The organism is Clostridium fessum (assembly GCF_003024715.1).
In the GTDB taxonomy this organism is placed as follows: Bacteria; Bacillota; Clostridia; order Lachnospirales; family Lachnospiraceae; genus Otoolea; species Otoolea fessa.
Map to the genome: position 1 here is coordinate 73,033 of NZ_PYLO01000002.1, position 13,141 is coordinate 86,173.

The window sequence follows — 13,141 nt, forward strand, 5'->3', positions numbered from 1 at the left end:
ACTAAAAATTCCGTACGATACAGTTCTGGCGTTACTGTTCACGCATACGTGCCCAGTAACGTTCTGGCTGCCGGTGCATTTAGTTTCTGGGCCGTAATCTTGACTTTCCTATCAACCTTTGTTAGAGTAGTTGCAGACATTTTTGCAAACATAGTTTCAAACCGAATTTTCGATATTTTTAAGAATGGAGCTCTTTATGAAAAAAAAGGATTTATCCGCGCTTCTGACACTTCTTGCCGTCGTATTTTTTGGCTGCGGCGCGGCGCTTCTTTTCAGCAAATCCCGCCGGGAGCCGATCAGCCGTTCCGCGTTTCTGCTGAATACATTTGTCAACATCACACTCTATGATTCGCAGGATGAAGCGATCCTTGACCACTGTGTGGACATGTGCCAGGAGTACGAAAACCGTTTCAGCAAGACGATCGAGGGCAGCGAGCTTTACAAGTTAAACCACCGCAGCGCCGACGAGACGACTTTTACCGTCTCCGACGATATGGCGGCGATGATTTCTGAAGGACTGCATTACAGTGAGGTTTCCCATGGTGCCTACGACCTGACGATCGAACCGCTCAGTTCTCTCTGGAATTTTACCAGCGACGAGCACGTGATCCCGGCGGAGGATGACATAACAGCGGCGGCAGAACGCGTCAACTGGAAAAATGTGAAACTTGACGGAAATACTTTAACCTTCCTCTCCCCGGACACGACGATTGACCTCGGCTCCATCGCCAAGGGCTACATTGCCGACCGCATGAAAGACTATCTGACCGAATCCGGCGTCGAAAGCGCCATCATCAACCTGGGCGGCAACGTACTCTGTGTCGGTGAGCGCACAAACCACCAGCCGTTCCGCATCGGGCTGCAGAAACCGTTTGCCGACTATGCAACGGTCTTTGCCGATCTGAATATTGATGACATGTCCGTTGTCTCCTCCGGCGTCTATGAGCGCCATTTTGAAAAAAACGGTGTCAATTACCATCACCTGTTAAACCCGAAAACAGGCTATCCGTACCAGAACGGACTGGTTTCCGTGACGATCGTCTCCCCGCGTTCGGTGGACGGCGATGTACTCAGCACGACCTGTTTCTCGATGGGACTGGATAAGGGCCTGGAACTCATCAATTCAATGGATGGCATTTATGCTTATTTTATCACGGATGATTATAAACTGATTTACTCGGATGGAGCGGAGGCATTTATTGATGAAATCAAAGAAAAATAGAAATGATTTTGTTTTGATTCTGGTTCTTCTAGCCGTCATACTCATCGGTTTTCTGGTTGTGCGCTTGCAGCGCCAGAAGGATGCTTTTACCGTTGATGTCAGTGTCAATGGAACAACCGTCGCCACCTACCGGCTGGATGAGGAGATAGACACCTGGATCGACGGGTATCAGGGGGGACAAAATCATCTGGTGATTCAAGATGGATGTGCCCGGATCGAAGAGGCAGACTGCCCGGACAAGCTCTGTGTGAAGCAGGGAACCGTTTCAGAGAGTGGGGAATCGCTGGTTTGCCTGCCGAATAGGGTGGTTGTGGCGGTTAAATAGATATGGTTTGCCAACACGGACGGAAACGCCCAGCAGATACGCATAATTGCGCCGCTGGGCGTTTTCTGTTTATTTTATTCCACAAATTTGATCGATTTTAAGCAGCTCTTCCTCGCTCAACGGTGCCCCATCCAACATTTTCAGATTATCTAATATCTGCTCCGGTTTGGACGCACCGATGAGAACGCTGGTTACCACAGGATCCTTCATGACCCATTTGAGCGCCATCTGGGAGAGTTTTTCGCCTCTCTGTCCGGCCATCTCGTTGAGGGCGCGGATCTGGCTGATTTTTTCTTCGGTGAGCTGGTCTTTTTTGAGAAATCTGCCGTCGGTCATGACGCGGCTGTCGGCTGGGATGCCGTACAGATAACGGTCGGTTAAGGTTCCCTGTGCAAGCGGGCTGAATGCAATCAGACCTTTCTTTTCTTTGACAGCGGCTTCTTTTAAGCCGTTGTTTTCGATCGTGCGGTCAAAGATGCTGTAGCGGTTCTGATTGATGACGAACGGGCATTTCAGATCGCGCAGGATCGCAGCGGCTTCCTGCATTTTTTGTCCATTGTAGTTGGAAAGTCCTGCATAGAGAGCTTTTCCGCTCTTAACTGCCTGATCGAGTGCTCCCATCGTCTCCTCAAGCGGCGTCTCCGGGTCCATCCGGTGATGGTAAAAAATGTCTACATACGGAAGTCCCAGGCGTGTAAGGCTCTGATCGAGGCTTGCAAGCAGGTATTTGCGGCTGCCCCAGTTTCCATAAGGGCCGTTCCACATCTCGTATCCGGCTTTCGTGCTGATGATCAGCTCGTCTCGATATGGCATGAAATTTTCCTTTACAATCCGTCCCAGATTTTCCTCAGCACTTCCCGGCTCTGGTCCATAATTGTTGGCTAGGTCAAAGTGCGTGACGCCATTGTCAAAAGCGGTAAAACACAGCTTCCGCATTGTCTCATAGACGCCGGTGCTGCCAAAATTATGCCAGAATCCCAGCGAAACTGCCGGGAGCCTGAGTCCGCTGCTGCCGCAGCGGTTGTAGGTCATTCCATCATATCTTGCGTCTGCTGCCTGATACATATACTCTTTCCTTTCCTACTCCCTTCCAGCCTCTGCCTGAACCTCGCGGATAGCTGCGTCGATCTGTGCCTCTACGGATACCGGCTTCTGGACCGGTGCTTCCGGCTGCTTCTTTACTTTCTGTACGGTCAGCGGCATATTAACGCCCAGCGGATTGAGAACGATGCCCTTTGCCTCCTCCGGGAGTACCTGAGCCAGCTTGAGCGCATCTACGACAACCGGGCGGAATTTCTTCTCACGGTTGAAACGCTGGAACTCGATCACATCCGTAAAGATCGGCTGGAAAATATCTCCGCTCTTTAATTTAACCAGCGGAATGCCATTTCCTTCCTCTGGAAGTGGCACGATATAGCGGCCCTTCGTGAAGTGCGCGCCGATCTCCTCCTGTAAATCGTTTAATTCCGGCGTAATCTCCTGATTTGGCTGACGGCGCAGATCCTGCATATAGTAAAGCATCGTCAGGTGCAGCTCCGGGTTCTCCACCCAGACTTTTCCATTCTTGCTCTCCTCCGGGTCTTTGCGTCTTACAAACTCGGTCAGCTGAATCATCTTCTGCTCCTCGCCCACGTGTACCTGGATAGCATTGACACCCATCGTGTAAAGGCTGGTATAGAAAAGCAGAAGGCTCTTTCTGTCTACCTTCGCGATTCCTACCGGAATCTGCTGCTCTGCCAGCTTCTGTGCGCCTGCCTTTGCGCCCTCTTCGTCCGTAAACAGCAGGATGGCATCATCCATTGTTTCCGGATCACAGTATACATACGGCTCTTTCGTACATCCGGAAAGAATGGCATATAAGGAATCTGCCTCTCTTAACTTCTGTGCGAAGATATCCGGCTCCTGTTCATTCGTATTTGTCTGCTTTGTCTCGTTTTCCATCCGTCTAATCTCCTTTTTATTGAATCGTCATCAATGCCTCAAAATCAGCCCGTGCAAATCGGTGGTAAATCGTGTGCCCCATCTCCTCACGGATGCAGTAATCATATGCATCGATGCTGCTGTCTGTAAAATAAATGACATAATCAAAATCCATGCCGTCCGGCATCTGCCGGCACTCATACGCGCCGAATTTTTCAAACACAGCGGTAATCTCTTCCTTTGTGCAGGCGTGCTTTTCCCGAAACAACTGGATCAGCTCTTTTAAAAACGGCGGTTCCGGCACCTGCTCATGGACATACTCCACAAAATCCGGCGGGATCGTAAAGACGATCCGATCGGCGTGGATCCGAATCTGGGTATCTCCCATTTTCTCCTTCTTCGCCTCCAGATCATGCCGTATCTTCTTCGCCAGCTCCCGGATATCCGTCTCCTGCATCTCCAGCATCGCATTCAGGGAAGAAAGCGGATAATAAAGGCGCATCGTCTCCCTGGCATAACCAAGTTTTAGCTGCGCCTCTTTGATCTGATCCGTCATATTTTGAATTAAAGCTTCCAGTTTCATGTCATACTCCTGCCTCGGAAACGAAACCTCCGTCCCCGGCATCTTTATTGGGTCGATTGAATCATTGATAAGTACCTTTTTCACAATCTCTCTCATTATAACAATTTACCGAAAATGCGTCAATATGCGGATATTTGCTTTTTCGGTTTCTGTTCACGCATAGTTACTGGGCACGTATGCGTGAACAGTGACACGCATATGTGCCCAATAACAGACCTCTACAAATAGCAGGTCGTAAAATGCGCCTCGCCCTCGTCATCCAGATCCATGAGCATGTAGCTCGGGCGTCTGCCCTCCTGGCGCGGAAACGAAAGACTGCCCGGATTCAACACAGTCAGATCCCCGCGCCGCTCCAGATACGGCTTGTGGGTATGTCCAAACATCGCAATCTGCACGCCGCGATCCTGTGCCTCATCGATCAGGCGCTCCGTCCCAACCGATACGCTATAAAAATGACCGTGGGTCAGAAATGCGCGGTATTTTCCAATCGAAATCTCCTTCTCGCGGTCCAGATGGGAGAAAAAATCATTATTTCCCAGCACCATATAGACCTCGCAGTCCGGGTTCTGCTCCTTACACCACGATGTAATCATGTCCTCACTTCCCTCGGCGTCACCCAGATGAATGAACATGTCAAACGGTGCTTCATTCTGGATGACTTCCAGCAGATTACCATCCCGACGGTGGGTGTCGCTTGTAATTAATATCTTTTTCATCTCTCGCCAAGCGCCTCCTTCAGCGCATCTTTCATCCGCTCCAGCGCCTTGCCCCGGTGGCTGATACGGTTTTTCTCCTCCATCGTGAGCTCTGCTGACGTTTTGCCGTACTCCGGCAGCCAGAGAATCGGATCATATCCAAATCCGCCGTTTCCAGCCGCTTCCTTTGCAATCTCGCCCTCCATCGCCGCTTCTGTGTGAAGCACTCTGCCATCCGGCAGCACTGCCGCGATATTGCACATAAAACGGGCGCTCCGCTCTTTTCCTTTTGCATCCTTCACGCGCTCAATCAAAATCCGGTTCTTTTCCTCATACGGTGTGTCCCCTAAATACCGCGCTGAATAAACGCCCGGCTCGCCGTTTAAATAATCTATCACCAGTCCAGAATCATCTGCCAGCACAATGCCGCCCGTCTTCTCCCAGACTGCCTTCGCCTTGATCTCTGCATTCTCGCGGAAGGTGGTTCCATTTTCCTCGATCTCGCCTTCAAATCCAGCCTCGCGCATCGTAACAATCTCACGGTTTAAATCCTTTAAAATCTCACGGATCTCTTTCAGCTTTCCCGCATTTCCCGTCGCAAATATAATTTTCTCGCTCACTTTTTCTCGCTCCTTTATCCTCAAACAGCATGGCTTTTCATATCCCGACATTCCGAATCACCGTTTTCCGAAAACGGCTTCTGCCATGCCCTCAATCCGTATTGGCAATCGCTTCTAGGAATCCACCTTCCTCGTATATGCTTTCAGACAGACATTGCAGTTCTGCTCCGTCTCCACGCGCTCCCAGGAGGAACCGCGGTAACTGATATAGCCTTCACCGTCGCTTAAATCGACCGTCAGTCCCTTATCCGACGAACTGTACTCGATCGCCACCGGATGAATCGCTCCCGGCGTCGTGATCTCGACAATCACGGCAAACCGTTCGCCTGCCTCCAGCGTCACCGTCTTATCCAGCAAAACCGTATAATATCCGGCGTTCGCAACCTCCCCGGAAGCCACCTTTCTGCGCCGCCCGAACTGGGAGCTGCCCTCGGCGTCCGTCACGGTATATACCTGATACGATGTATTTTCCCCGGTTGCATAGAAACCGACTGCCTCCAGCTCTTCTTTCTCCTCTGCCGTATAAATATTGGCAAAAAATGCCGATTCTTTTCCGTAACCGAGCTGCCCGACCCAGCCGCACAGATCTGTCTGGTAAATGTGGTCGTAATTATCTGCCGACTCGATTCCAGAATAGAGAATGTTGTGGATCCCAATATTTGTATCATAGTAGGACACGTAAAAATACCCATCGTCCCCAAATTCGCCGCCCCAGCTGTTGGCGCAGATAAACGCGCCATCCCCCTCCGGCGGCTGGTTAAAATTGTCTCTCGAATAGTGGTCATCCCAGCCGATGATCACAACGTCATGATTTGGCTTCTCATCGCCATTATACCAGTACGCCCCTGTCTCTTTCCGGTAATAATGCGTGTCGTCGCGGTCACTGACCATCGCCGTATACAGGGAGCTCTGAACGCCTCCGTACAGATAAACCGCCCGTTTAACCGCCTCATAATCCTTCTCCGGCAACACCTGTATCTCCTGCACATGACAAGCAGGGCTTAAACCGTCAGGCGAATAGCCGTCGCCGTATGGATCCTGTTCTTCCAGCACCGGCCCCTGCCACGCCAGCAGATACGCCATCGACATCGTATACTCACCCCCGGCATTCTGTGAAAAATGGAAGCTGTTCCGGAGGGACATATGATCCTCCGAAAAGCTGACATTCCACTCCGGCCGGACACGACTTTCCAGCGCCATCACCGATGCAAACGCCCAGCACGTTCCGAGACTCCCCTGGTTTTTAACCGCCGGTGCCCGGCCAGCCTTCCGGTAATCATAGGATTCCGGCAAAAACGTGGCTGGATCCTCTGACCCGGTCAGTTCCATTTTCCGGTTCTCTGCATCCCAATTTTCTTCATAGGAAAATACCTCCGTCACCGCCTCAAGCGGCACATACAGGATTCCATTTTCCCACTCTGGGGGTGCTGCAATCGTCTGGCTCTCCTCCCCAAGCAAAAGTTCCGGGCTTCCGACCGTCATCTCCGCATGAGTATTGCCGCGCTCCATCACAAGCCGGTTTCCATCGTAGAGAAGCGCCGCACAGGAAAGCGCGTCCGGCAGCATCCCATACGGTATCATAAACTGCCCGTCCTGCGACATTCTCAAGCTTCCAAGCTGCGGATCGACCATTGTTCCATCGACTTCCAGCGTGATCGGGCTGTCATTAATCTCCTCGGCCATCTGCTCATACCACTCCGGCTGCCACTCGGCGCTCTCCTCCGTCTTTTCCACCTGCTTCGGAATATGAATCAGACGGTTCTCGCGTACCAGAAATCCCAGCAGAAGCACCAGAAGCGCCCCATAGAAAACATTACGCTTCAACCTGATCCCCCGTTTTTCTTCTCGGCGGCTTCGGACCCATAAACTGATAATAATACGTCTTCATCATACCATTGTAGATTTTCCGGTTCTTGTCCGCTTTCCTGCCAATATAGCGCTCTGCGTCCTCATACGCGGTAATCAGGTACATCGACCAGGAATCCAGCGCCTTAAACCGTTCACCGATCGTCTTATAGAGCGCTGGAAGGTTCTTTTTCTCCTCGATACGCTCGCCGTAAGGCGGGTTTGTGATAATAAAGCCATATTTCTTCGGATGGCTCAGCTGCGCCACCGGGCGCTCCTGGAAATGAATCATGTGATCCACTCCGGCTCTCTCCGCATTTTCCCGCGCCGCCTTGATTACCTCTCCGTCAATATCGTAGCCCTGAATGTCTACCTTTACGGTATCATCCACCATCTCGGTCGCTTCATCGATCGCGTCGTACCAGCATTTCTTCGGAATCAGGTTTGTCCAGCTCTCCGACAGGAAGGAACGGTTCATGCCCGGTGCCATATTTGCCGCGATCATCGCCGCCTCGATTGGGAAAGTACCGCTTCCGCAGAACGGATCGACCAGAATCCGGTCCGCTTTCCACGGAGTCAGAAGAATCAGCGCCGCTGCCAGTGTTTCCGTGATCGGCGCCTTACTCGTCATCTGACGGTAACCGCGCTTGTGCAGCGACTCGCCGCTCGTATCGATACCGACTGTCACCTGATCCTTATAGAAAAAGACGCGCAGCGGATATTCATTGCCCGTCTCCGGCATCCGGTCCAGATCGTAATATTCCTGCATATGACGGGCAATCGCCTTTTTCATAATTCTCTGGATATCTGACGGGCTGAACAGCTTACTCGAAATAGACGACGCCTTTTTAACCCAGCATTTACCGTCCTTCGGAAGATATTTCTCCCACGGAATCGCACGGGTCGCCTCAAACAGCTCGTCAAAGGTCACTGCCTTGAAGCTTCCCACTTTTAAAAGGACGCGCTCCGCCGTCCGCAGAAAAATATTCGCACGGCAGATCGCCTCCGCATCGCCGATAAAGGTTACGCGGCCATTTTCCACCTCGGTAACCTCATAGCCCAGATCCACTACCTCTTTTTTTAACACTGCTTCCAGTCCAAAATGACAGGGAGCAATCAGTTCATATCGTTCCAATCTTTTTTCCTCTTATCTCTCTGTGGATTCATTGCCAAATCATTTCATGCAAAGAATCCTTTTATTTTCATTACAGTCTTCACCATTTTTATTCTAGTTGACTGGTCTGCATCTGTCAATGAAAAGCCGCGGCAAAAGTGTCTATCTCAGGCTGCACTGATACTTCCCCTGATAAAAGCGGTAACCGCCGCCCAGATTATAAACCTCATATCCCATCCGGTCATACCAGCCGCACACCAGAAGGCTTTCACTCCCCCGCGCACAGTAAAACAGAAGCGGACGTTCACCTGTAAGTGTCTGCCGGTTATCCTGAAGCCATAAAAATGGAATATTTTCCGCCTCGCAGAGGTGAGACACATTATATTCTTCCGGCGTCCGAAGGTCAATCAGCCGTCCCGTGTACCCTTGCTCCAGCCACGCGTCCAGATACCGCACCGGTATGGTCTGATACATCCGTCATCCCTCCTCATTTTATACAAAAACGGTTTCTGACAGAACCCGATTTCTTTTTTACCTCTATGTAATATTAATATATGCTTTGTCCGGCGGACAGGTGTCAGAGGAGATGCGGCAGCCTCTTCCATTGGCACGAAAGTACAAAAGACGAACAAATGCCGGGAAACGGTGGATATTCCGCATTCCCGGCATTCACTATTTTTTCTCTTATCTGCCTGTCTCATCAGTCACAATCGCTGTAATCATCCTCTGTCTTGTCCTGATACTGGTTTTTAGAGCTATTTCTGGAACGGTTCTGGCTCTGGTTCTGCATGCGGTTCTGGCTCTGGTTGGAACCATAATTAGAGCTGTTCTTGGATGCATTTTTGGTGCTGTTTTTCTCGGCACTGTTATCATAGTTGCTGTAACTGTTTTTGCTTGACATAAGTCATTCCTCCTAAATTCCTGCCCTGTCAGGTTTTCTACGTGTCGGTTCCGGCTTCCTGTGAACAGCCGCTTAACCGTCACTTTCTTGTTACAGGTCTTAGTATGGAATTTTACTGCGAAAGTATGCAGGGTAATTCTTACTTTTTATGCCAGTAATATTTTTTTGTTTCATCGGACGCAATTTCCTATGAAATCAAAAAACATCTGCATCCAACCCTTTTTTCATGAAAAGGTTCAATGCAGATGTTTCGTAAATTCATTCTTAACCCAGCACGTTCACAATCTTAACCGGTGTGCGGTAGTTCCATGGGGAAGTCTTGATGCCGGTCCTTTCAGTTGAAGCATGTACCACTTTGCCGTCGCCGATATACATCGCTACATGGTTGATACCTCTTCCGCTTCCGTAGAAAATCAGGTCGCCCGGCTGCATCTGGTCAGCACTGATTGCTGTACCCTGCTTGGACTGGGAAGTTGAAGAACGGTTCAGGCTCACACCGGCACCGTGCTGCATCACATATTTCGTAAAACCAGAACAGTCAACCCCTGTGTGCGGGTCGCTGCCGCCAAATTTATAACGTCCACCTACAAACTGCAGTGCATAATTGACTAACTGCTCTCTGGTCGAGAGATTGCTCTGCTCTGCGACAAATGCATCTGCGACTGCAGCTGCTTCCTCTGCCTTGCTGAGCATAACGCTACTCTGAACCTTCAAATAGCCTTCCATCTCACCGGCCGCTACCTTGATCCAGCTGTCATCTGCCTTTCCAACTACGTCATAGGACTCGCCCTTTTCAGCCATCGCTACTACTTCTGAGTTTTCATCCTCATCCGCATAGATCGAAAGGTCTGCTGCCACGGTTGCCACCATGTCGCTCTCATAACCTGTAGACGGCCCCGCAAAAGCTGCCTGCGCGCTGCCAATGGTCAGCATTGAGCACACGCATACCATACTGAAAAGTTTCTTTGTTCTATTTAAATTCATGCTTCAAAACTCCTTAATTAGATTTTGTGATTCCCGCAGATATTGCTGAAACAAAAGAATCGAGTCCCAATCGCTGTGGTGTTATCTATCGGTCGAAATGTTACATAATTATTAAATCTTGTTACGTTGTTATTATATTTTCTTTTCTTTTCGTTGTCAAGGAAATGACGGATCTTTTATATTTATTTAAGATTTTAATTTCGGACAAAAAAACGCAAAAATACAGGGAATTTCAACCATATTGGGACAAAATATTTTTGCCCCAGGCTGCCGAAATTCCCTGTATTTTCAAGTGTTTTTTATATCATCTCATATATAATGCAAATCACGATTCTGAAACATATTTCATAATTCTAAGATTCTGTCTCTGGCAAAATTTTATTTTCATTTTTCACCAGCCGTGTCCAGCGTAAACCAGAACTCCACACCGTTCTCATGTTTCTTCACACCGCACGCCTTATGGTGCATCTCCATGATCGCCTTGACGATCGAAAGCCCGATGCCGCTGCCGCCATATTCCCGCGTTCTCGCTTTATCTACCTTGTAAAACTTCGTCCAGAGGTTCGGAAGTGCTTCGTCCGGGATCGGATTTCCCGTGTTAAACACTTCCACGCAGACCTCTTTTCCATCGCGCCGGTGGTCAATCCGGATCTGAATCTTCTTCTCCCCGCCGCCCACATGATGAATCGCGTTCGTCAGATAATTGGTGATGACTTCCTCTATTTTAAATTCATCGCCCATGACGTAGACTGGTTCCTTCCCGTCAAAATCCACAGTCAGCTCATTCTGCTTAAGCAGCACACCGGAAGAAGAAATCACACTGGCAATCAGCTCCGTCAGGTCAAACCGCTCCACAGACAGCCGTTCTCCCCCAAATTCCAGCGCCGTCAAGGTCAGAAGCTGGCGCACCATCCGATTCATTTTCCCAGCCTCGTCCATGATAACGCCGCAGTAATAATCGCGGTTCTCCTTGTCCTCCGCCATGCCCTCGACGAGTCCTTCCGCATAGCCCTGAATCAGCGCGATCGGCGTCTTTAACTCATGCGACACATTCGCAATGAACTCCTTCCGCATCTCATCGATCTGCACTTTCTCGTCAATACCCTTTTTAAGCTGTGCATTCGCCTCTTTCAGTTCCCCGATCGTTGTCTTGAGGCGCTCCGAAAGCACATTCATGCTGTTTCCAAGCGTATCAATTTCCTCCGTCGAGCGGCGGCTTGTCTCATAGCGGGCATCAAAATCCAGGTTCGACATCTTTTCCGACAGCTCCGACAGCCGTTTGATCGGCATCGTAATGTGCCGGGTAATAAAATAAATCAGAATACTTCCCGCCAGAATTACCACGATTCCAACAAACATCAGAAACCGGTTTGAGATAGCCGCGCTCTCATGGATGCTCTCCATCGGCATCGTCATGATGAAAATGGTCGCATTATCCGAGAAAAATCCCCAGCTTTCCAGATAAAACGTCTTGCTGAGCGGGTCAAACGTCTTCTGAATCATGTAGTTGTCATATTCCCGCAATACATCCCGCTTCGCCCCCGCATGACCGACGATATAGCGCCGCACCCGGTCACGCATGACTTCCACATCCCGCGCCGAGGAGACGAGTGTCTGGTCACTCTCGCTGTCATATAAAAGCAGGGAAATATTCGACCGGTCACGCAGCTCGCGGATCACATTTGCCAGCCGGACACCGCCGCTCGAAGCTTCCTCCCCATCCAGTGCATCCGCCGATGCATCCGCCGATGCATCCTCCGAGTCATCCTCCAGCACCACCGTGTCACCTTCCGCATATTCACCCAACGCATCCTGTGTCTCATCGCCAGCCCTATCACCGGTTCCATTTTTACCAGACTGAGCCGAACCGCCATCCGCACTGTCCATATCAGAACTTCCATCTTTCGACTTCTGGTACTCTTTCCAACCCGAATTCAGCTCCGCCTGTGCGTCCTCCAGCGAACTCTCGCCATTCCGGACCTCATCCTGGATAATCGCGTCAATCGCCCGATATCCCTTTTCCAGCGTATGAATCTTATAATTCTGGTAATATCCGGACAGAAACCAGTTATTGATACACCAGATAAGCGCGATTGCAACCGTCATCAACCCGGCAAATATGATTGTAAATTTCCATCGGACCGAACGTTTCATTCGCTTACCTCAAATTTGTAGCCCATGCCCCAGATCGTCTTGATGTACTCGCCTTTCTCGCCCAGCTTACTCCGAAGCTTCTTCACATGCGTATCTATCGTCCGCGCATCGCCGAAATAATCATAATTCCATACATTATTCAGAATTTTTTCTCTCGAAAGCGCAATTCCCTGATTCTCTGCAAAATACGTCATCAGCTCAAATTCCTTGTAGCTTAAATCCACCGGTTTTCCATCCACGCTGACCTGATGTGCCGTCTTATCAATGTGGATGCCGCCCACATCGATCACATCCTGGCTGCCGCCGTTGCTGCGGCGCAGGATCGCCTCCACACGTGCGACCAGGATCTTCGGACTGAACGGTTTGGAAATATACTCATCCACGCCCAGATTAAAGCCCTGCAGCTCGTCGCTCTCCTCGCCTCTCGCCGTCAGCATGATGATCGGCACCTGCGAATACTTGCGGATCGTCTTCACAACCTCCCAGCCGTCCATCTTCGGCATCATCACATCCAGAAGAATCAGCGCAATGTCCTTCTGCTGGAAAAACAGATCCACCGCCTCCTCGCCGTCCCCGGCTTCCAGCACCTGATACCCTTTAATCGAAAGGAAGTCCTTCACCAGCTTCCGCATCCTCGCCTCATCGTCCACGACCAGTATTTTAATCTTATCCATAAAATCTTCACCTCATTTATTTTACTCTGCCGTGTATGACAGAACCTTTTTCCACGCTGTCATATCCTGATTACATTCTCAATCTGTCTGTATTTTAGCAGATT

General features: G+C 50.1%; 14 protein-coding genes. 2 read left to right on the forward strand and 12 right to left on the reverse strand.

Annotated elements, in window-relative coordinates:
- The first annotated feature begins 196 nt into the window (after positions 1–196).
- Together C7U56_RS05395 and C7U56_RS05400 are read left to right on the forward strand one after the other, a co-directional pair.
- Entirely contained in the window at positions 197–1,222 is a 1,026-nt protein-coding gene (locus tag C7U56_RS05395; RefSeq protein ID WP_107000498.1) for an FAD:protein FMN transferase, read from the forward strand.
- The gene (locus C7U56_RS05400; RefSeq protein ID WP_181357182.1) at positions 1,203–1,547 is read left to right on the forward strand and encodes a NusG domain II-containing protein; all 345 of its coding nucleotides are present in this window, start codon (positions 1,203–1,205) and stop codon (positions 1,545–1,547) included. The genes C7U56_RS05395 and C7U56_RS05400 overlap by 20 nt, the downstream gene beginning before the upstream one ends.
- A gap of 69 nt (positions 1,548–1,616) precedes the next feature.
- Here C7U56_RS05400 and C7U56_RS05405 read toward each other — a convergent pair whose 3' ends face one another.
- From C7U56_RS05405 to C7U56_RS05460, 12 genes are all read right to left on the reverse strand, one after another.
- A complete protein-coding gene (locus C7U56_RS05405) occupies positions 1,617–2,612 on the reverse strand; it encodes an aldo/keto reductase (protein WP_107000500.1) in 996 nt (331 codons plus the stop codon).
- A gap of 15 nt (positions 2,613–2,627) precedes the next feature.
- The gene (locus C7U56_RS05410; protein WP_022359338.1) at positions 2,628–3,488 is read right to left on the reverse strand and encodes an SseB family protein; all 861 of its coding nucleotides are present in this window, start codon (positions 3,486–3,488) and stop codon (positions 2,628–2,630) included.
- Between the two features lie 16 nt (positions 3,489–3,504).
- Positions 3,505–4,134 (reverse strand): DUF3877 family protein, encoded by a 630-nt coding sequence (locus C7U56_RS05415; RefSeq protein WP_181357183.1) that lies wholly within the window; start codon positions 4,132–4,134, stop codon positions 3,505–3,507.
- Positions 4,135–4,268: 134 nt separating this feature from the next.
- On the reverse strand, positions 4,269–4,766 hold the full coding sequence (locus tag C7U56_RS05420; RefSeq protein ID WP_107000502.1) for a metallophosphoesterase family protein: 498 nt from the start codon (positions 4,764–4,766) through the stop codon (positions 4,269–4,271).
- Positions 4,763–5,365: an RdgB/HAM1 family non-canonical purine NTP pyrophosphatase gene (gene rdgB, locus C7U56_RS05425; protein ID WP_107000503.1), complete on the reverse strand. Its 603-nt coding sequence runs from the start codon at positions 5,363–5,365 to the stop codon at positions 4,763–4,765. The genes C7U56_RS05420 and rdgB overlap by 4 nt, the downstream gene beginning before the upstream one ends.
- Before the next feature lie 114 nt (positions 5,366–5,479).
- Positions 5,480–7,189, reverse strand: a complete 1,710-nt coding sequence (locus C7U56_RS05430) for a lectin like domain-containing protein (RefSeq protein ID WP_107000504.1) — start codon at positions 7,187–7,189, stop codon at positions 5,480–5,482.
- Entirely contained in the window at positions 7,179–8,345 is a 1,167-nt protein-coding gene (locus C7U56_RS05435) for a THUMP domain-containing class I SAM-dependent RNA methyltransferase (protein WP_107000505.1), read from the reverse strand. The genes C7U56_RS05430 and C7U56_RS05435 overlap by 11 nt, the downstream gene beginning before the upstream one ends.
- 141 nt (positions 8,346–8,486) lie before the next feature.
- Positions 8,487–8,798, reverse strand: a complete 312-nt coding sequence (locus tag C7U56_RS05440) for a rhodanese-like domain-containing protein (protein WP_022359332.1) — start codon at positions 8,796–8,798, stop codon at positions 8,487–8,489.
- A 226-nt stretch (positions 8,799–9,024) separates the two neighbouring features.
- Complete coding sequence (locus C7U56_RS05445; protein ID WP_107000506.1) at positions 9,025–9,225, reverse strand: hypothetical protein; 201 nt, start codon at positions 9,223–9,225, stop codon at positions 9,025–9,027.
- A gap of 264 nt (positions 9,226–9,489) precedes the next feature.
- Entirely contained in the window at positions 9,490–10,209 is a 720-nt protein-coding gene (locus tag C7U56_RS05450; protein WP_022359330.1) for a C40 family peptidase, read from the reverse strand.
- 384 nt (positions 10,210–10,593) lie between these two features.
- On the reverse strand, positions 10,594–12,363 hold the full coding sequence (locus C7U56_RS05455; RefSeq protein WP_107000507.1) for a sensor histidine kinase: 1,770 nt from the start codon (positions 12,361–12,363) through the stop codon (positions 10,594–10,596).
- Positions 12,360–13,037, reverse strand: a complete 678-nt coding sequence (locus C7U56_RS05460) for a response regulator transcription factor (protein ID WP_022359328.1) — start codon at positions 13,035–13,037, stop codon at positions 12,360–12,362. The genes C7U56_RS05455 and C7U56_RS05460 overlap by 4 nt, the downstream gene beginning before the upstream one ends.
- Positions 13,038–13,141: the final 104 nt, after the last annotated feature.